This window comes from Clostridiaceae bacterium (assembly GCA_012840395.1).
Taxonomy (GTDB): Bacteria; Bacillota; Clostridia; order Acetivibrionales; family DULL01; genus DULL01.
In genome coordinates, this window is record DULL01000020.1 from 1 (window position 1) to 21,812 (window position 21,812).

Here is a 21,812-nt window from a genome sequence, read left to right on the forward strand (position 1 = left end):
AACTCGCTTACGCTCGCCCTTGACATCCTCAGACATAGTAAATAAATGTAAAATATAGAAATTTAAAGAAAGGAGAATCTAACTTAGAAAAGCTGAAAAATTGTCTTGACAATGGGGGGCATTATAGTATGCATATAGGTGCAGATAAACATGCGTGCATAAAGCTGTAGATAAAAATGCGGATTTAGTATGTGTGCATGAATATGCAGGTATAGGCGTAAGACATATTTTTACACGGTTAGGAGGATGCCAATTTAAATTAAAAGGCTGTGTGAAACTATTTAAATTAATTATAATTTATAACTGCCTTACGCCTATTAATACGCAGCAAATTAACTTCGCTCGGTGAATAGCCCGGTGAATAAAACCCAATTTACAAAATATCTTCTTCTCTATAATGTATTGCCTGGCATGAAATATCACCCCAACCTTTCAGGAAATCCTGTGACATTTCTGATCCGCATGCATAATACAATACAGTTACTATATTCCCGTTATCAAGCTGCACAGTTGATGGATAACCTAAATCAAAACTTCCGCCTTTTTCTCCTCCGTCTCCGGCCAATAAGATTTCCCTGTCATAGTTCCAGGTAACACCGCCGTCCTCACTAATTAAAGCCCCACATCCAGTGGGCTTAACTCTTCTTCCAAAAGTAAGCAACAATTTTCCGCTCTGAAGCAAAGTTACATCAGCGGGATGTTCACTTTTTCTTGTGACTTTTACCGGTTCACTCCACGTAACTCCCTTATCCCTGCTAAAAAGAACGGAAATACTGCCGAATTTTTCGTCAAGGCGTGCTGCTGCAATCATAATATTGTTATTTATAAATGCAATGGATGTTTCATTATATCCTTTAACAATAACTGTTTCATCACCCCAGGTTTTACCTCCGTCTTTACTTCGTACAAGAGTAACCATGTTCTTAATATTCTCAGCTGGTTCAATCTCTGATAATTCTATAGGTTTGCCATACAATGTCATGTAAAGAGTGCCGTCAGAAGAACGTGCAATTCTTCCATAGGGTGAAGGCATGGTTAGATACCTGGATTTATGACTGACTGGAGGGCTCCAGGTTTTGCCGTTATCTTTGCTTGTTGAAGTAAAAAAGATTCTTGATGATTCATCCGGTTCATATTTTAAACTAGAATTATAATAATAACCATCAATTGTTTTTTCATATCTGAAGGACTTCAGTTTACAAAAAGCAGCGATAAATTCGCCGTTATCATTTATTCCAAAAGCCGGATTTCTTACATCTTCTCCCCTAGGAGATATCTCTACCGGATCTGACCAGCTTTTTCCTCCATCATCAGATGTAGAAACTGCAAGAGTTCCTTTAATTCCTACATGGGGGGCACCTGTGCGGAAAATAACTGCCAGGGAATTACTGCCTGTTTTTATTAAAACTGGGAAATATCCTTGCATAGAGCAAACCAGATATCTTTTTAATCTTCTTCTTTTTCCTACAAATATATCAGACTCTCCACATAAATAATTTATTTCTTCCAGCATAATCTACACTCCTATAATGTATTATTTAAATATAGAATTATAAGGAATGCTCCTCAAATATAAACCAATAATAAGACCAATAGTAAAACCAATAGTGCATAATAGAAAATACATCATTGAACCTATGGTATATCATTGAATCTGCTTTTGTTGTAATTATAAATAACAATTCGACTTTTAAGTGTTTTAACTATTTAGATTTTGTTAAAAGCATTTGTATGTTTAAATTATTTGCATTTTGTTTTGTTTATTTACATAATGCTCCATACTCATTAACAGCAACAATATGATATAATAAAACAAACATGATATATAAAAGCAGCGATTTACGGGAAGTTAGAATTACTTTCTTAATATAACCGGACAGTAGTTTCAAATAACTATTATTAAATAATTTATATATCCTTCAATTTAATTTTTATAAACAATAGGTGATAATGTGTATAAGGTAATGCTCGTAGATGATGAGTACTGGATCAGAAAAGGTATTGCAGAAGGAATAAACTGGAATGCCTTGGGATTTGAAGTATGTGCAACTGCTTCAAACGGAGAAGAAGCACTGTCTTTAATGGAAAACGACATTCCTGATGTGCTGCTGACAGACATTAAAATGCCGGTAATGGATGGTATTGAACTTATACGGAATGTGGCAATGAAATATCCTTCTGTAAAAACTGTTATATTAAGCGGTTACAACGATTTTGCCTATGCACAGAAAGCAATAGAGTACGGCACCTATGCGTATATCTTAAAACCCATTAAAGATGAAGAATTTAATCTATTATTCAGCAAGCTTTTCAATGAACTGGAAGTTCAGAAAAAGGCATATAATAATTTATCCGGTCAATTCTTAAATTTAAAGAATAACAGGCTAGATCTGGAGGAGTATTATTTACTGAAGTATATAGCAGGGAATTTTTATGATACGAATGAACTTAAAAGGGAATTGGCAGAATTAGGGTCGATTATACCTGATCATTATTTATGCTGTATTGTTTTTACTTATGATAGTATAGATAAAAACGAAAAACCTATTAACCTCACTAACATAATTTTATATGAGACTAAAAGATACTGGAATAAAAGTAATTATCCTGTCCTATTGAATAATGACCAGTTTATTATTATTCCTCATGACAGTATTAAAATATCCAACAGGGATCTGATCTATTCAGTAAAACAGTTTAAATTTCATTTAGAAAACATTTTGTATGATAGAGATTTTTCTGATGTAGTATTAAGTTTTGGAATAGGAAAGAGCTGTCTTAACATAGAAAGTCTTAGTGTAATATATAAAGAAGCTGTTTTGGCATTGCAACGAAAGTTTTACACCGGAAAAGGTTCAATTACTCTGTACAATAATAAAGATAACAGTGAAGTGGGTATTCTTGATCAATGTAATTATACGCTGGATGAGATCTCTGAAGAACTTCTTTCAGTCATTCTGGATGGAGATTTATATTCTATTTGCCCTAGAATTAAAACTCTTTTCAAGGCATTAGTGTCATCAAGTTTTTATGAAAAAAACAAACTAATCATTAAATGCATAGAAATATATCTATCCATATCAATGAAGTTGAAAGATAAAGACCTGCCTGTAAACCTATTGAATACTGATGACATTTATCACCAGATATCAAAATGCGAGACTCTGGAGGAATTGATTTCCTACTACGAAAAATGTATAACAGATATTGCAACGCAGATAAAAGAGCTAAAAAATGAAAGTGACAATAACATGATTATTAAAATTAAGCAATATATTGAAGCTAACTATCATAAAAAATTGTCCCTGAAAGATCTTGCAGATCATTTCTGCATGAACTCTTCATATTTAAGCACATATTTTAAAAAACATACTGGCATAAATTTATTTGATTATATTACCTATGTTAGAATGGAAAATGCAAAAAGGTTGTTAAAAAACTCGGACTATCAAATAACCGAAATTTCAGAGAATGTGGGATTTGTTGATTACCGGCATTTTTGCACTGTTTTTAAGAAAGAGATAGGAATGTCTCCTTTACAATATAGGTTAAAAAGTTTTTAGCAAAAGGGGATCATAAATGTGAATCCAAAAATTGTTTCATTTTTTAACAAGTATTCTTTATTCAGTTTTAAGAGATTGTTATTAATATCCTCTATTTTGGTCGCTTCTATATCTCTCGGAGTAGTTAGTATCCAATCCTACAACAGGACGGTAAATTTTATTTTTGAAAAAGTGGAAAGTAGTAGCATAGGTAAACTTATTCAGACAGCAAATGCTGTGGAGAACAATCTAAATCTTGCCAGGAATATTGCAAGAAATATAGCCAACAGTGATTTTATGATTAAATGCATAAAGGATTATGAGGATAATTTATTAGATAAACGGGGTATAAGAGAAAAAGTATTGCCTTTCTTAATTAAAATAAGGATGTTTAACAATTCTATTGCAACAATTGTGGTTTTTATGGATAATGAAGTATTCTTTATTGGTAACGATGTATTCTATAACATTACAAACAAGGATATAAAAAATTCTGAATTTAATGAATATTTGAACGAATCCTCCAGCAGTATACCTTATTTTATTGAACCTGTTAGAATAGAAGGTAAGCCGAATCAGTCTGATTCACTTAATATTCTCAGAAGCAATTATTCTTTTACCTCAATAATTAAAAAGGATGGAAGAGAATATGGCAGTGTATTTGTAATTTTAGAACCTGAGTTTATTGACGATATTATCGGCAAAGACAAAGAGTTTTTAATTATAAACCAGGACGGTAGGGTTTTATGGAAGAGTCCCCAGGTGAATTCTTCCAATATTGAAAACATATTAACTGATCTATCATACATACCCACAGTTGGCAATATTAAAAAAATATCCAAGAGAAATATGAATGTATATGTAACTGAACTGTCCTATAATGGCTGGAAACTTGCTTATTTGCATAAAATAGATGAAATATCTGAAAAAATAAATAGTCTTAAAATTTTCACATTCACAGCTTTTTTGGTAACAATACTTATTGCATTTTTTCTTTCTGATACCATATCAAAACGGATATCCAGACCTATTAACCAACTTGTAACTTCTATAAAAAAATTTAAGATAAAAGAAGAATATAAGTCTTTTTATGCAGGTGAAGAATATGACTCCAGAATTTCCATGCGAGAAAAGCTATTGTATTATTTAATTGCCATAGTTATTCTTCCGCTACTGTTCTATATGATTTTTTCATATATTTTTCTATCCAACATAATTAAGGATCACATAATAGAATCCAATATGGATACTTTTCGCCAGACTGCCCAGAACCTGGACAACTATCTTAAAAACAAACTTACTATAATAAATGGGATTATCTTTGATAGTACTATCCAGAACAGTTTGATTAATAATGACGTAAATGAAACCCCTGATTTATATAATACAGTAAACAACTACCTCATGCTGCATGAAGGCCAAGACGACATATTTATTTATAAACCTGACAGAGAACTATTCTTTACTAATGTTAATAAACTTTCATACACATCAATAGATCAAAAAACTTTTGAAGAATTAAAAGCAAGCAGCAATGTTTATACGTGGATGGACGCCCGGACAAGTCCCAGAGGTCAAATTTTAATTAATTTGTTTACTAAAATTAATGATGAAAAAGAATATAAAACCATAGGATTTTTACAATGCCAGTTTAACGAGTATTATCTTGAAAATATTTTCCGTAGTATAATCAGTCCTGAATCCAGTGTTTTTATTGTTAACGAAGATAATACTATCATTTCTCATACAGATAAAAATCTTATCAATACAAAATTTAGCTTCTTTCCTTACAAGGTTGAAAACGATTCATTTATGACAGATAGGAATTCATTTGTATTTAAAATACATTTGGAGAATACTCCCTGGTACCTTGTAGGGCAATACAGAAATACTATATTTGACAAGGATATACAAAAGCTGATTTATGAAGGGCTTTATATTTTAATAATAATTATGTTTGCGGTTATATTATTATCCTTTGGATTTTCTTATAGCTTTACTTCATCAATTAATATAATGAGAGAACAACTTAAAAAAATGAATATAGACAATATGGACATATACTTTCCCGAGAACAGCATGATATTAGAAATACGCGAATTAGGAATTGCTTTTAATGAAATGGTTTTAAGAACAGAATCACTGTTGGATCAGATTCTTATAACAACAAAGAAACAGAATGAGCTTGAAAACAGAAAAAAGGAAGCTGAGTTAATTGCGCTTCAGGCACAAATAAATCCCCATTTTTTATATAATACTTTTGAAAGTATTAATTGGATGATAAAGTGTGATGAAAAGCAATTTGCCACAAGGATGATAACAAACTTAAGTGATATGCTAAGATACATTGCCAAGTCTAAGGACGTACTGGTTACCATTTTGGAAGAAATCCAATATTTGAAAACCTATACAGAGATAATGCTGGTAAGATTTAATGATAGCCTGCAGTTCAAATGGCATATTGACGAAACTTTGTTAGATTGTAAAATTGTAAAATTAGTGCTCCAGCCAATTGTGGAAAATGCCATTTACCATGGAATTAACCCTAAACTTCAGTCAGGAGTAATAGAAATCGGATGCTATGAAGAAAATAATAACATTGTTTTTTCAGTTTCAGATAACGGAGTGGGAATTGACCAATCAACTTTAAAAAGCTTAAATGAGATACTGGATAAAATGGATTATTCAGGTAAGATAGGCCTTTATAATGTTCATAACAGAATCAAACTGGTTTTCGGAGAAGACTACGGACTTAGTATAGAAAGTAATTATGGAAAAGGAACAACGGTTAAGCTTCGCATGCCGAAAATATTATAGTATATACTTTACATAGTGATGAAAACATAGTAGTATTAATTTAACAAAACCAAAAGGACAGTTCTGCTGGTGCGCATATTATTTTCAGCAAAACTGCCCCAATGGTATTAATTATATTTATTTTTTACTGCACTCCCTTAAGGGCAGTGTTTGTCTGCCCAAAACGGAGTGTATTTCTATTTGTAACATACATTTTATCATTTAATAACTTTTTCATGCAGTACCTGGTATTCATCTTCAACTTCCTTTAGACCTGCAGCGTTCAGCTTATTAATATAGCTGTCCCATTCCGCATCAATGTCAATCTTACCGGTTATAGCATTGAAGTAGAATTCTTCTCTTACTTTCTTTATGTCTGCCCCTTTAACCAGCAGGCTTTCATTTGTTCCTGCGAAGGGGAATCCATTGGTTGTATAGATTTTTGGCGATGCAAATGCCACATTATATGCAGGCATGTCGTTGAGAGGAGTTATTCTGCGGAAATGATCCATATCTACAGGTATTAGTGCAAAATATGATCCTAAACCTGATTCAACTTGTTTTTCGTAATTCAGGTATTCAGCTGTAGGAACGATAACACCGTCCTTATCCTTTGTGTAATGTTTACCCTCTTCACCGTAGAAACATCTTACGTAGAAATCCCAGTCTTTACAGAATTCTTCTTTGATTGCCATGATTCTTTTAACTTTTTCATCGCTGGTATTCTTACCAAATACTACAGAGTTCCCGTCAAATTTAGGATAAGCTATAGAAGCGCCTGATTTACCGTCTGGTCCTTTAACCGGCGGAATAAACTCAATCTTAGCGTTAGGATTATTAACCAGAACCATATCAGTTAAATTGTTAGCCGTCGACTGAGCAAACCACCAGGGGTTGTCAAACATTACACCAAATTTGCTGTCTGCCCATTTTTTCCTCATGATATCTCTGTTGTCGGTAACAAATTCAGGATCTATCAACCCTTCTTTGAACCATTGCTGAAGCATCTTCAATGCCTGTTTATATTCCTCGGTAGTAAAGTCTGCTTTAACCTTGCCGTCTCTTATATTAAAGCCTTCCATTTGAACTCCGAAAGCTCCTAAAATAAATCCAAAACCGTTATTGGTTCCATGCATGCCATAGGTGTCAGGTTTATTATTCTTATCCGGATCATTCTTAACAAATTTTACAAGGAGATCATGGAGTTCATCTACAGTTTCAGGTGCTTTAGTTACTCCAACGTTTTCCATCCAGTCTTTTCTTATACCTGTAACCCATGGAATGGCCTGAGTAGCGGTAAAGGATGGAGCACCGTACAACTTACCGTCATAATACATTTTAATCTTTAATATTTCAGGGTCAGTCATGGATTCAACTTTTTTCATCCAGGTAGGCATATTTTCCCTGAGCATTTCTTCAGTTATTTCCCTGATCAGTCCCTGAGATATCATTCTTTCATATCTGTTGTTTATCTGGTATACCGTAATAGAGTCAGCAGTATTTCCTGATGCCCAGTAAAGGTTCCACTGTTCATCTTTGGTGTAGTCCATTTTTACCGGGTGGATGGTAACATTAAATTTTTCTTCAATTAATTGCTCTATTTCTGTGTCTTCCTTAGGAGAGTACCCAGCATAATGTCCTATCCAGATCAAGTCAAGATGTTCATCATAGGGACCGGCGGGAGCACTATCTTCTTTCTTAGTATCAGCCGCTTGTTGGTCCTGAGATCCCGGTGTATCCTTGGATGTGCTTGAAACGCAACCTACCAGCAATGATGTGATAAGTAAGAAGATGGTTACTAATGATAGAATTTTTTTAGTTTTTTTCACATTAATCCCTCCTATAATTATTAATAATACAATTTTTGAAGATTTTTGAGAATAACAGAAATTATTTCCTCCTTTCCTGTTTCAATATTCATACTGCAGTTTCAAAGCCTGTATAAACCTAAGTAAGCAAAAGGCAAATCAACTCCTTTCAAAGCATTTTATTCTTTAATTATTTATGAATAAGGTAAATAAAAGTATATTCATAAAGCGCATAATATTATCCTTTTAGAGCTCCTATCATTATTCCCTTTACGAAATATTTCTGTAAGAAGGGGTATACAAGTATAATTGGCAGCATAGTAACTACAATTGTGGCAGATTTAATGGTCTCCGGAGTGGTTTGTGCAGTAGTTATGGTCAATAGTCCGGCAGTCTCCATTATATCTTTTGAATCGTCAATTATTATTCTTCTTAATATTTGCTGCAATACCATTTTTTCTTCATCTCTTATATAAATCATAGCATCAAACCATGAGTTCCAATGATGAACTGCAGACCAGAGAGCAAGAACTGCAATAATAGGCATGGATAAAGGGAACATGATTCTAAATACAACGGCTATTGGGTGAGCCCCATCTACTAAAGCCGCTTCTTCCAGTGATTCAGGCAGAGAGGCAATAAAATTTCTGGTAATAATAAGATTCCAGGCGCTTGTTGTTATGGGAAAGATTAAAGCCCAAATTGTATTATGCATTTTGAGACTGTTAACCAGTAGGAAGGATGGAATTAATCCTCCGCTGAAAAACATGGTAAATAAGATTAACAGAGTAATTATATTTCTAAAAGGAAGATTCTTTTTTGAAAGGGCATAAGCGCCGCAATAAGTTACCAGTATAGTTAAAGTTGTTCCTATAAGAGTTCTTGTCAAGGAATTTATAAAACCAGTGTATATAACTTTGGACTTAAATACCTCTTCATAGGATTTAAGATTAAAACCCTGTGGCCAGAGTTTAACACCCAAACTGTATGCGTACTTTGGAGATGAAAAGGATAATACTATTGTCTGCCAGAAAGGATAAATAAAAGCAATTGAAAGTGCAATCATTAAGGTATAATTTATAACATCAAATATAATATCTATTTTAGTTTTATTTTTATAACTCATTTTTCTACCTCCTACCATAAAGCGTTTTCTCCTTCTCCTATATGCCTTGCGATGAAATTTGCAGTAAGCACAAATGCGAAACCTATAGCATTTTTAAACAGGTTTGCAGCTGTTGAATAACTATACTCAAAATTGACAAGTCCCACTCTGTATACATAAGTATCAAGTATATCTGCGACGTTATATACCACAGGGTTATAGAGATTGATGATCTGATCAAAACCTGCATTCAAGATATTCCCCAGACCCAGAATGAAAAGGACTGTTATTACAGAGGCAATGGACGGAATTGTGATATATCTTATTATCTGAAAGCGGTTGGCACCATCAATGTATGCTGAGTCAAACTGTTCAGTACTTATGCTGGAGATTGCCGCAAGATATACTATTGAATTCCAACCCATTGTTTGCCATATATGGGTTATAACAAGTACTGATCTGAAGTATTTTGGTTCTGCAAGGAAGTGTATAGGGTCACCTCCAAACAGGGTAATAATATAGTTTACCACGCCTCTTGCAGGAGAAAGCACTTCCATAATTATTCCGCTTAGAATAACCCAAGATATAAAATGGGGCAAGTATGATATGGTCTGGACAGCACGCTTGATTTTTTTGTGGTAAATTTCATTCAGCAATAGTGCAAATATAATCGGAACCGGAAAGCTGATTACTATCTTATAAAAGCTTATTATCACTGTATTTCTCACTACTTCATGGAAAGTAGGACTTGAGAAAAGTCTGTCGAAATATTTAAAACCTGCCCAGGGACTTTTAAGTATACCTAATGAAAAACTATAGTCTTTAAAAGCCAGAGTTATACCATACATGGGAATGTAGTGGAATAATATAAAATAGACTAGCACTGGCAATAAGAGCAGGTAGTAGTATCTCATTTTGAACATTTGTTTTAACAATTTATTATTCCTGCTGACAGATAATCTTTGTGTGGTCTTACTTTTAGCAATTGGACCTTTAATTTCTAATGAATCAACTTTTTCAATGTTTTGCAAGTTATTAAGCCTCCTTATTACCGATTTTACATAGCCATTCTTTTAATTTTGATTCCATATGTTTTACAACTGGCTCCATCTCCTCTGAATGTATTAGATTATTTAACTCATAAGGATCTTTTTCGAGATCATAGAGTTCATGAACATCATTTTTGGTTGAAACATATTTATATTTATCAGTAATTACTGACTTAATATTATGGACATCCTTTCTTGCCCCGTAGAATTCACATAGGAGACTGTCTCTCCAACCCTGAACCTTTCCTTGCAAAATAGGAAGGAGACTATCTCCATCAAAGGTTTTAGCAGATTTGGCGCCACATAAATCCAGAAATGTTGGAGCCAGATCAATAAGGCTGACAAGCTTGTTGCTTGTCTGACCGGGTTTAATTACTCCTGGCCATCTAACTGTAAATGGTATCCTGTATACTTCCTCAGTCATATATGGCCCTTTAGACAAATGCCCTCCATGAGCTCCAAAGTCGCAACCATGGTCTGCAGTCCATATAACAATCGTATTATTATCCAATCCAAGAGATTTAAGAGTATCCAGAACAAGGCCGCCTGCTGCATCTACCAGAGTTGTATGGGCGTATATATATGTTAAACATTCCTGATAAAAGGACCATGGATAGGGTTTTGGAAATTTATCAATCTGATATATTTTTTTGGTTATAAATTCTTTATCTTTAAGTAAATTATAGGTATCAGGCTTTTCATTTAGCTCATCGTAATAGCTTGGATATGGAGGAATATCTTCAGGATCATATAGATTTAAAAATTCATCTGTCACAAAATAGGGGCAATGAGGTCCCCAGAAGCTTACAACCATGCACCAGGGTTCAGTGCTGTCTTTCAGATTCATAAGCTGGTTGCATGCCATGTCAGCTATAAAAAAAGATTCATGGCTTTCTTTTGGAGTTAACAACTTTCCGTAGGAAGGTTTAGCAGATCCATACTCACGCAAATAAACTTTTCCTTCAGGCTCATTTTTATAAAAGTTAAGTTTAACATCACAACAAGCTTCAGGTATATTATTTTTTTGGCAATATAACTTATATTCATTGGTTGAGTAGGGATTACCGTGACCTTGTATACTAAATCCTTCGCAACCCTGTTCCCAAAGATGCATTTGTCCGTTATGCCATTTACCAAAGTAGTAATTTCTATATCCTTTCTCCGACAGATAATGAAAAAACATATCAGTATCTTTTTCAGGAACATCCTCATTATTGGTTGTTAAACCATGGTTGCAAGGATAAACTCCTGTAAACAAACTTCTTCTGGCAGGAACACAATAAGCTGTAGGAGTATAGGCCCGTTCAAATTTCATTCCTTCATTGGCGACTCTTTCAAAATTTGGAGTCAGAGGCTTTACTCCTTCATCCCAGCCATATCTATAATAATTTTGATGATCGTTAATAAGCAACAGAATATTTGGCTTTTTATCCACTAGATTTTCCTCCGGACTTATATATGCATGTTCATATGCACATAACATTATGTTAAATACAACATTGTATTTTAAGCGGTAGCGCTATGTTATTTGGTTCAAGAACTAGCTATAAATAATTAATAATGGATCAGCGTATTAATACGGTTGGTCAGTGTAATATTATTATAAATAGGTTAAATATTTTAAAGTGTTTATTCTATTTTGAATTTGTTAATAGTATTTGGATAATATCGAAGAATATATAAATACTACATATATATCACATTTATAATTAGTATGTAAATTTATTAATTAACATAATCAATATAATTAATATAAGTATTGAACCTGTGACAACTAATATGTTATTATTATATTGCATATATTGAACGTAATGTAAAATATATTTAACATACATAATAGCGGTGATAAAATGAATGTATTTGACATAATTGGACCTGTAATGGTAGGACCTTCGAGTTCCCACACTGCGGGTGCGGTAAGGATAGGAAATATGGCCAGAGCGTTGCTTGGTGAGCCTCCTGCAAAGGTAAATATAACTTTATATGGCTCTTTTGCCCATACATACAGAGGACACGGAACAGATAAGGCTCTTGTGGCAGGACTTATGGAAATGACTCCCGATGATCTGCGTATTAAATCAAGTCTGGATATTGCACGTTCCAATGGAATAGTAATCTCCTTTGTAACTTCTGAATCTAATGACTACCACCCTAATACGGTGTTAATTAAAGCTGAAGGTTCCTCAGGTAAAAAGATATCTGTATTAGGTTCTTCCATAGGAGGAGGCAATATAGTTATTAACAGAATTAACGGTATTGACGTTCAGATTAACGGTCAATATCACACCCTTGTTATACCCCATAGAGATGCTCCCGGAACTATAGCATTAGTAACAAACCAACTTGCAATTAACAAAATAAATATAGCCCAGATGAAGGTTTACAGAAGTGATAAAGGTGGTAAAGCAGTAATGGTTATAGAAACGGATCAACCGGTGTCTGAAGAACTGGCCTCTGCAATTTCAAAACTAAATGGCATATATGATGTAACAGTAATTAAGCCTTTGAAATAGCCCATGATAATTTGAGATTCATTACAGTAATTGTAGTGATAGAACTTTAAATACATAATGAATAATTTTGGCAGGTAGATATGATTAAGTATGAATCTATAAAAGAGTTGGTTGAAGAAGCTCAGAGAGCGAATAAAAAAATATCTGATCTGGTTATTGAAGAGCAGGCTTATAATTTGGAAAGGACTCCTGATAATCTAATTGAGGAAATGTCTCACAACTTAAAAGTAATGGAAGAAGCAGTTTTGGCAGGAATAAAACCAGGCATAAGATCTGCCAGCGGCTTAAGTGGCGGAGACGCATATAAACTGAATGAGGCATCCAAGAAGGGAATACTGTTAGGCGGAAGTATATTGAACAAAGCAATTATAAAAGCTGTTGCAGTAGCAGAAGTAAACGCCTGTATGGGTAGAATTGTGGCAGCACCTACAGCCGGTTCCTGTGGAATTATTCCTGCAGCTCTGCTTACAGCTAAAGAAGAAAAAAATATTGACCATTTGTTAGTAGTAAAAAGCCTTTTTACTGCTGCAGGATTTGGAATTGTAATTGCAAAGAACGCAAGCATATCAGGTGCAGAGGGCGGATGCCAGGCGGAGTGCGGCAGCGCTTCAGCAATGGCTGCTGCAGCCCTGGTTGAGTTAATGGGAGGTACTCCTCAAATGTCAGCTAATGCCTGTGCCATTGCGCTAAAGGGAGTGCTTGGATTGGTATGTGATCCTGTGGGGGGACTTGTTGAAGTTCCTTGCATAAAGAGGAACGCTCAGGGAGTTGCCAATGCGATAGTTGCTTCTGATCTTGCTTTGGCAGGCATAGAAAGTGTTATTCCTGCAGATGAAGTAATTGAAGCTATGAAATCAGTCGGAAATTTAATGCCTGCTGCCCTAAAAGAAACTGCGGCAGGGGGACTTGCTTCAACTCCTACTGCTAAAAGGCTGGAAAATACAATAAGCTATGGATAATGCAGGTCAAATTCAATAACTCATTTCTCTTTTGCATATTGAAATTTGCGGCACTTAGCTTTGCTTATTTTACAAAATATGCTTATAATAATTATTATTATACTTATTATTATCATTAACCCTTTTGTTTAAACTGTCTTGATATTTCTTAACAATGGAATAAATATATACGTGTTAGAATTGTTCAAAAAATTGCAAAAAAAAGAAAAATTTTGCAAGAAAATATTGCCAAGCGCGATAATATTGTGTATAATTATGGCAATTATTTCAATATTTTGTAAATATCATATATTGAGGTGATTCCTATGTACCAAAAAAATATCATAGTAAAAAAGACAATTGATAAGACAGGTGGTTATGAGCTGGATAGGCCTATCGAGCTTGAATACTACCTTCTTGACAGTAAGGCAAACTATGGCGGTAAACATGCGGGGGAAAAAGTATATGGAATAGGAATTTCTAAGAAAGTAAGTGATAGCTGTTTCGAAGAAATGTTTGTGAGAGATTTTTGTTGCTGTAAGGAAACTGCTATTCAGGCTATTGATCATCTGGCAAACCATGATGTGACACCTATGGGTCTTATAGATATATATGAAGACATATTAGTAGATGAACGCTAGATATTAAGTTAAACATTTAGAAAGTAAACTCGCTTTCCTTGGAGATTCAGTGGTAGATTACTATGTGCAAGGGAAATGTACCTCTGCCATAGTTTTCTACCGCAACACAGATGGCCTTGTGGACTTCAACTGAACAAGGTTGTTATTTTAATTTGCATAAATTCAATTTCAGCTTGCAGAAGCGGGAGAGAATTTTTTATGCTTTAGTTGAACAAAGGGACTCGCAGCAAAATGTGCGAGTCCTTGCGCTTTAAAACGAGGCAAATACATCATTGAAATATATTGCGTAAAGCCCTATAATAAATAGATAAAAAGATACAAATGTGAGGGTATATATTTATGGCATATAAGAGTTTTGATGAAATTAATGATAAGATCAAAAAAGGAAAAGCAGTAGTAGTTACAGCCGACGAAATAATAGATATTGTAGCCGAAAAAGGCGTAAAGCAAGCTGCAAAAGAAGTAGATGTGGTTACAACCGGCACCTTCGGGCCTATGTGTTCATCCGGAATGTTTATTAACTTCGGACACTCTGATCCTCCCATAAGAATGTGCAAAGTATGGCTTAATGATGTTCCTGCCTATGCAGGTCTTGCTGCTGTAGATGCATACATAGGAGCTACAGAACTTTCTGAATCTAAAGGAATGGAATATGGAGGAGCTCATGTAATTGAAGATTTTATTGCAGGCAAAAATATTAGACTGTTTGCAGAATCTTACGGGACCGATTGTTATCCCAGAAAAGAGATTTCCACATATATTAATAAGAATAATGTAAATCAAGCATATATGTTTAATCCCCGAAATTCATATCAGAATTATCCTGCTGCTACAAATTCATCTGACAGGATTTTATATACCTATATGGGAACTCTTTTACCCAAATATGGTAATATAACATACACTACTTCGGGACAGCTGAGTCCTCTGGTTAATGATCCTAATTACAGGACCATTGGAATAGGAACGAGAGTATTTATTGGAGGAGCGCAAGGTTATGTAGCCTGGGAAGGAACCCAGCATAATCCTTCTCAAAAGAGAGGAGAAAACGGAGTACCTATAGGGCCGGCAGGTACATTAGCCCTGATCGGGGACATTAAACAAATGAATACTAAGTACATCAGAGCTGCCGTTTTTGAGAAATATGGAACTACCATGTTTGTTGGAGTTGGAATACCGATACCCATCATAGATGAAGATATGCTAATTCAAACAGCTGTGAAGGATAGAGACATATTTACAAATATTGTTGATTACAGTGTATCATCCGGAGCCAGGCCTGTTCTTAAAACTGTTTCTTATGCAGAATTAAAAAGCGGGAGCATTGAACTAAACGGAAGGAAGATACCAACTGCACCTCTGTCAAGCCTGAAAAAAGCCCGGGAAATTGCACAGCTCTTAAAAATGCAGATTATGAATGGGGAATTTTTGTTAACACAGCCTGTAGCAGCTTTGCCTTCGGAAAATAAAGTAAATAAATTGGAAATCAGGGGGAACGGAAATGAAAACTATTAAATTGGCTCTTTATTTCCCTACTAATATAATAACAAAACCAATAACATACCACCTGATAAAAGATTACGATCTTGTGGTAAACATTCTGAATGCAGATGTCAGCCTTAATAAAATAGGAAAGCTTGTTGCCGATATATCAGGTGAAGAGGAAAATATTGAAAAAGGCTTGAATTTTATTAAAGAACAGGGTGCAGATTACAAGCTGATTGCCAAAACAATTGTGTGGCAGGAGGAATCATGCGTTCATTGTGGTGCCTGTACGGCAGTTTGTCCTTCAGGGGCTTTGAATATGGATAAAATTAACTGGAATCTGAATTTTGACAAGGAAAAATGCCTTGCATGCGAGCTTTGCGTCAAAGCATGCCCACTTAAAGTTATGCAAATATCCATATGATGTTTCTGTCTGTGGCAGACTCGTTTCCTTGTATTAATTTGCATCAATAAAGATCCATATTATAGGAACTGGAAACCTTTTGTTACTTGTTGATGCTTGTATAAATGGGAGATTTTCCATGTATGAAGAACGAAACTATAGGAAGTTGTTTAAGGGTATAAATTTACACTTTTTTAATGTATCTGTTTTTGAAACAGATTTATGCATCGGAGCTGAAAAAAACTTATATAATGAAGCACTATATGCTGTTAAAAAGTACAGGAACCAGATTGAAGCGTATATAAAAATGTATCCTGATTTTTTGACAAGTCTTGAGCCTGTATCCTTTAAACCGGGTTCTTCCGTAATTATTCAAAGGATGTGTACTGCGGCTGAAAAAGCAGGAGTGGGACCTATGGCTGCAGTAGCAGGTGCCATTGCTGAGATGGTAGGAATGGATCTGCTAAAGTATTCAAATGAAGTAATTGTTGAAAATGGAGGGGATATCTACCTAAAAACAAAGGAACATCGAAAAATAGGAGTATTTGCAGGAAAGTCACCATTTAGTGAGAAAATCTGCCTGGAAATTGCTCCTGAAGATACGCCACTGGGTGTATGCACATCATCGGGAACGGTAGGTCATTCTTTGAGTTTCGGAAAAGCAGATGCGGCTGTCATTTTGGCTGATGATGCTTTTCTTGCAGATGCTGTGGCAACAGCCACAGGAAATAGGGTCAAGACTTGGGAAGATATTGACGCTGCAATAGAATTTGCTTCCGGTATAGAAGGAGTAAAGGGAGTATTGATTATAGTAGGAGATAAAATGGGAGCATATGGGAATATCAAGTTAGCTCCGTTTTAGTACTTATGTTTATATAAATTTAATGGTTGTGTTGGTATAGATCAGAAACCAGCACAAAGATTCAGAAGGATTTAGTTATATGTAATTTTTATATTTAATTGAATTATTACTGGTAAAGGACGGGCAAATGATGAGTAATATTCGTGAGGATTTAACTAAAGCAAAGAGAATCGTGGTCAAGGTCGGAACATCAACAATTACCCATGGCACGGGATTGATTAACCTGGCGAGGATTGATAGGTTGGCCAGAGTAATATCCGATATAGCAAATCAGGGAAAAGATGTAGTTCTTGTTACTTCGGGAGCTATTGGTGTTGGGGTAGGAAAATTAAAATTGAAGGAAAAACCCAAAACAGTACGTGGTAAACAAGCGGTGGCTGCTATAGGCCAGTGTGAACTAATGCATATTTACAGTAAATTTTTCTCTGAGTATGGCCATATAGTGGGACAAATCCTTTTAACCCGTGATGTAGTGGACGATGACCACAGGCGGCAAAATGTAGAAAATACATTCGAAACTTTATTTGAGTTTGGTGCAATACCCATCGTTAATGAAAACGACTCTGTCGCCATAGATGAGATAGAATGTCAGGAATTAAAAGTTTTTGGTGACAATGATACTCTGTCTGCCATAGTAGCCAAGATCATAGGAGCGGATTTATTGGTGATACTATCAGATATTGATGGGTTCTATGACTGTGATCCCAGAAAAAACAGTTGTTCAAAAATGATTGCAGTAATCGATGAAATCACTCCGAAGATTGAAGAATGTGCCGGAGGAGTAGGGTCGGACAGGGGAACCGGAGGTATGATTACAAAGATTAGAGCTGCAAAAATAGTAAATTCCGCAGGAATAGATATGGTACTGACCAATGGAGATAAACCGGAAGTGCTTTTGGACATAATAAACGGTAAAGAAATAGGTACGTTATTTAGGGCAAAAAATAAATAAAAATAATATGATATAATATAAAAATAATATGATAGCTTAAAGCCCCCTCACAAACAGAGTAAAAAGAAAATCCAGGAGATTCTGTCTCCTGGATTTTTTTGAATACTGGTTTAAATATTCATTAATGCAAAGTGTTTAGTCATTTTCAGCATCATTACGACGACCAGGAATATCAATGATAAAATCTTCAAATCTCTTTAAAACATTCGGTTCTTCAGGTTTTCCATGTATAGTGCAGTATTCACCTGCAGGAAGCTCATATTGCCAATCTACGGGATAGGGATCTCCGGGATTTATGGGCACATAGGGCTCTTGACGCTGTATAAATACCTTGCTTTCCACTGTTTCACCAGGACAGTAATCTCCTGCAAGAAGGCTTCTTCCCCATATATCCTGGCTGGCATTACATACTGTACCAAGAACATGAGTGGTGCAGAGATCTCTGTCAGAAGGTTCGGTACCCTTAATGAAATATTCCTCCCGGGTTGCATCTCCTCTTGGGTCTGAAGCACATAGTTCAGTGGCAATTTTACCTGAATAAATGCATATTTTTTTCTTTACAATTCCGGAGGGCATCTCAAAATCTTTAAATTCTTTTCCTTCATGAGCTTTTTTCATGACATCCCTCCATATTATTTGTGCCTGGCTGTATTCACTGCTTCTTAAAGGAATAGGCTTTATTTTGTTATCATACCCATACCATGTAGCCGCCACATAATAAGGAGTAAATCCCACGAACCATTTGTCTATGTTTTCGCTTGTTGTACCTGTCTTTCCGGCAACCGGCATGCCAATAGAGTTTTTATTAATAATTCCTGCAGCAGTACCACTGTATGGATAAGGTGAATTCTTAGGAAGACATACTTCCTTCATCATATCAGCCATTAAGAAAGCGGTTGTCTCGTTATATACCGGGCGGTATTCAGGTGTTTTCTCCAGCAATACCCTGCCGTTGCTATCTAAAACCTTGGTGTAGGTAGTAGGTTCATAGTACATGCCTTTGTTTACAAATGGTAAATAAGCTGCAGCCATTTCAAGAGGACTTACACCAGTTTCAAGTCCACCCAATGATAAAGAAACGTACTTTTCATTCTCTCTGTCAATATTAGATTTTTTCAAATACTCAATTGAACGGTCAGGTCCTAACTTGTCTCTCCAAACTTTAGCAGCTACTACGTTAATAGAGCCTTTGATGGCATTTCTAATGGTTGTTAATCCATTAAAGGTAAAGTCAAAATTTTCAGGATATCTTTTATTCTTGTCAGGACCGGTGGTCATCATGTATACGGGTATATCATCAATAATTGTTGCGGGAGTGACAATACCAAGATCAATCGCAGGGGCATATACTGCTATAGGTTTAAAACTGGATCCTGGCTGGCGCTTTGCCTGAGTAGCCCTGTTAAGGGTTGCGCTTGCTTTCTTTTCACCATATCCGCCGTACATGGCTTTTATTTGTCCTGTTTCTGCATCCAGTATAACCATCGCAGCCTGAGGATGTTCTCCATAAGTTTCTGCATTTTTATTAATTGGATTGCCGTTAGCATCTTGAACGGGGAAATACTTATCATCCTGGAAAACTTCATCCATGGCTTTTTGAAGATTTGAATCCTGAGTAGTATAAATTTTTATGCCATAGTTATATACATAGGTCTGAGCCATTTCTTTAGACATTCCTAATTGAGAAACCATATCTTCTATTACATCGCTTATTACCCGGTCAACAAAATAACTTTGTACTCTAATGGAGTTTTCAGTTTTTTCCCGCTCTGCAAAATGTATTTCTTCTTTTATTGCCTGATCATATTCTTCTTGTGAGATTTTGCCCAATTCCAGCATTTTACGGAGAATAATTTTCTGGCGCTCCAGGGCATTTGTCCTACCTTTTTCGGTGTTGAGATTATACAAATTATTTGGTGAATTTGTTATTCCTGCCAGCAGGGCGCATTCAGCCAGGGATAAATCCCTTACATCTTTGCCCAGATAGGTTTTGGAAGCAGATTGAACACCATAGCAGCTACCTCCCATATAAATCAAATTCATATACATTTCAAGGATTTTCCACTTATCGTAACGCCTTTCCAGATCAATAGCGGTATACCATTCCTGGATTTTTCTTTTAAGTGATTGACGGGTATTACCGGTAATGTTCTTTACTACCTGCTGTGTTATTGTACTTGCTCCATGAGTAGGGTTGCCAAAATTTGTAACAAATCCATATACAGCACTTGCTATTCTTTTTAAGTCTATTCCGGGATGTTCAAAAAAACGTTCATCTTCAATAGCAACAAAAGCCTGACTCAGATATTCAGGTATTTCGTCATAGTATACCAGCTCTCTGTTTTGATTATCTTTTCCAGTTAATTCTGCTATTATATTTCCATCAGCATCATAAATAAATGATGTAAGTATTTTAATCTGGAAATCTTCATCTTTGATTGAGGGAGCTGTTTTGATAAAGCCTAGAAACAGACCACTTGCCACCCCCCCAAGAGCAAATGAAAGTGCAAGTACAAATATTAATAATATTTTAGCTACTGTTGCAATAAATTTAAAAACCAGTGAAAATCTTTTTTTAATTGATTTTTTCGCTGTAGGATCTTTCTTTTTTCTTTTTATTTTTATTCTTTTAAAAATACTTTTTCCTTTAGGACTCATATATTCCTCCTTCAGCAGGACATTAAACAACAATATCCTGACACTAGCGCTTACAAAAAGTAAGCCTTCTATATAAGACTAATTATTAACAATAAAAGTTTCAAAATTACCCATGCTGATATATTTGCTAATAAATCTAATAAATAATTATAACATATAGTTTTTGAATTTCATAATTATAACAAATTTAATAAAGTAGTTTAACAAGACTGTAACAAAAATGTGATATTAATCATAAAATGGATGCGGAGGAGTATTGTAATGATCAGGAACAGTATTATGTACAGACGCCTGTGGTATATCAGAAGGCGTAATGCGAATAAATTAAATATATTGTCCCGCATTATAATAGTAGTATCAATCTTTATTCTATTTGCCGTATATGTAAACAGGCAGCTCTTTCCGCATCTTATTGAGATCTCTGAAAACAAAGTGGAACTAATAGTCAGCAGTGTAGTAAGAGAAACTGTTGAAGGGATCTTCACTTCAGAGGAAAAATTTGATGATTTGATTATCAAGAATAAAGATGATAAAGGCAATATTATTTCAATTGATACAAATGTGGCAAAGCTCAACAGGCTTTCATTACAGGCATCTTCTGAAATACATAATCAATTAGTTAATATGCAAAGTGAAAAGGTATCAATACCTTTTGGTATGCTGCTGGGAAATACAATTTTCTCAAGTTTGGGACCTAAATTGTTTATCAACATTCAACCTTATGGCAGTGTAGAAACTGAATTTAAATCAGAGTATACAATATTGGGTAATAAACAGGCTAAATTTACACTTTATCTGCAAGTTAAGACAAAAGCAGGTATTGAAGCACCTTTTCTGCGAAAGAAATCAGACATTATTACAAATATTCCGGTTATTGAAACAATTATCATAAAAGAACAATAGCCAGATGGCCTTAAGCCGTCTGGCTATTATCTGTGTGTGCCACGCATGGCACGTAGCTAGGCGGTGAAAGTCCGCTGTGGGGGCAGGCAGTTGCCAACCACTAGCAGACGGCAAGGGTGTCCATCGCGAGGTGGAATCTGAAGGAAGCCGGAAGCAA

The 21,812-nt window shown here is 35.1% G+C and carries 16 protein-coding genes; 10 read left to right on the forward strand and 6 right to left on the reverse strand.

Annotation, left to right across the window (positions count from 1 at the left end):
- Window positions 1–373: 373 nt before the first annotated feature.
- Window positions 374–1,513 carry an exo-alpha-sialidase gene (locus tag GXX20_02610; GenBank protein HHW30556.1) on the reverse strand — a complete coding sequence of 380 codons (1,140 nt, stop codon included), beginning with the start codon at window positions 1,511–1,513 and terminating at the stop codon, window positions 374–376.
- A 439-nt stretch (window positions 1,514–1,952) separates the two neighbouring features.
- On the opposite strand from GXX20_02610, the gene GXX20_02615 reads away from it, so the two are divergent.
- Window positions 1,953–3,563, forward strand: a complete 1,611-nt coding sequence (locus tag GXX20_02615; protein ID HHW30557.1) for a response regulator — start codon at window positions 1,953–1,955, stop codon at window positions 3,561–3,563.
- Window positions 3,564–3,581: 18 nt separating this feature from the next.
- Complete coding sequence (locus GXX20_02620) at window positions 3,582–6,359, forward strand: sensor histidine kinase (GenBank protein HHW30558.1); 2,778 nt, start codon at window positions 3,582–3,584, stop codon at window positions 6,357–6,359.
- 197 nt (window positions 6,360–6,556) lie between these two features.
- Here GXX20_02620 and GXX20_02625 read toward each other — a convergent pair whose 3' ends face one another.
- From GXX20_02625 to GXX20_02640, 4 genes are all read right to left on the reverse strand, one after another.
- On the reverse strand, window positions 6,557–8,167 hold the full coding sequence (locus GXX20_02625) for an extracellular solute-binding protein (GenBank protein ID HHW30559.1): 1,611 nt from the start codon (window positions 8,165–8,167) through the stop codon (window positions 6,557–6,559).
- Window positions 8,168–8,384: 217 nt separating this feature from the next.
- On the reverse strand, window positions 8,385–9,272 hold the full coding sequence (locus tag GXX20_02630; GenBank protein ID HHW30560.1) for a carbohydrate ABC transporter permease: 888 nt from the start codon (window positions 9,270–9,272) through the stop codon (window positions 8,385–8,387).
- An 11-nt stretch (window positions 9,273–9,283) separates the two neighbouring features.
- Entirely contained in the window at window positions 9,284–10,174 is an 891-nt protein-coding gene (locus GXX20_02635) for a sugar ABC transporter permease (GenBank protein ID HHW30561.1), read from the reverse strand.
- 112 nt (window positions 10,175–10,286) lie between these two features.
- Window positions 10,287–11,735, reverse strand: coding sequence for a sulfatase-like hydrolase/transferase (locus tag GXX20_02640; protein HHW30562.1), 1,449 nt, complete (start codon window positions 11,733–11,735; stop codon window positions 10,287–10,289).
- 415 nt (window positions 11,736–12,150) lie between these two features.
- On the opposite strand from GXX20_02640, the gene sdaAB reads away from it, so the two are divergent.
- The 7 genes from sdaAB (at window position 12,151) to proB (ending at window position 18,094) form a co-directional block, all read left to right on the forward strand.
- On the forward strand, window positions 12,151–12,813 hold the full coding sequence (gene sdaAB / locus GXX20_02645; protein HHW30563.1) for an L-serine ammonia-lyase, iron-sulfur-dependent, subunit beta: 663 nt from the start codon (window positions 12,151–12,153) through the stop codon (window positions 12,811–12,813).
- 80 nt (window positions 12,814–12,893) lie between these two features.
- A complete protein-coding gene (gene sdaAA, locus GXX20_02650; protein ID HHW30564.1) occupies window positions 12,894–13,772 on the forward strand; it encodes an L-serine ammonia-lyase, iron-sulfur-dependent, subunit alpha in 879 nt (292 codons plus the stop codon).
- A gap of 305 nt (window positions 13,773–14,077) precedes the next feature.
- Window positions 14,078–14,392 carry a hypothetical protein gene (locus GXX20_02655; GenBank protein HHW30565.1) on the forward strand — a complete coding sequence of 105 codons (315 nt, stop codon included), beginning with the start codon at window positions 14,078–14,080 and terminating at the stop codon, window positions 14,390–14,392.
- A 339-nt stretch (window positions 14,393–14,731) separates the two neighbouring features.
- Window positions 14,732–15,907, forward strand: coding sequence for a hypothetical protein (locus GXX20_02660; GenBank protein ID HHW30566.1), 1,176 nt, complete (start codon window positions 14,732–14,734; stop codon window positions 15,905–15,907).
- Window positions 15,894–16,301 (forward strand): 4Fe-4S binding protein, encoded by a 408-nt coding sequence (locus GXX20_02665; protein HHW30567.1) that lies wholly within the window; start codon window positions 15,894–15,896, stop codon window positions 16,299–16,301. The genes GXX20_02660 and GXX20_02665 overlap by 14 nt, the downstream gene beginning before the upstream one ends.
- 118 nt (window positions 16,302–16,419) lie before the next feature.
- Window positions 16,420–17,142: a UPF0280 family protein gene (locus GXX20_02670; protein HHW30568.1), complete on the forward strand. Its 723-nt coding sequence runs from the start codon at window positions 16,420–16,422 to the stop codon at window positions 17,140–17,142.
- 130 nt (window positions 17,143–17,272) lie between these two features.
- Window positions 17,273–18,094: a glutamate 5-kinase gene (gene proB, locus GXX20_02675; protein HHW30569.1), complete on the forward strand. Its 822-nt coding sequence runs from the start codon at window positions 17,273–17,275 to the stop codon at window positions 18,092–18,094.
- Window positions 18,095–18,229: 135 nt separating this feature from the next.
- Here proB and GXX20_02680 read toward each other — a convergent pair whose 3' ends face one another.
- The gene (locus GXX20_02680) at window positions 18,230–20,752 is read right to left on the reverse strand and encodes a PBP1A family penicillin-binding protein (GenBank protein HHW30570.1); all 2,523 of its coding nucleotides are present in this window, start codon (window positions 20,750–20,752) and stop codon (window positions 18,230–18,232) included.
- Window positions 20,753–21,013: 261 nt separating this feature from the next.
- On the opposite strand from GXX20_02680, the gene yunB reads away from it, so the two are divergent.
- Complete coding sequence (yunB, locus tag GXX20_02685; protein ID HHW30571.1) at window positions 21,014–21,655, forward strand: sporulation protein YunB; 642 nt, start codon at window positions 21,014–21,016, stop codon at window positions 21,653–21,655.
- The last annotated feature ends 157 nt before the right edge of the window (window positions 21,656–21,812 follow it).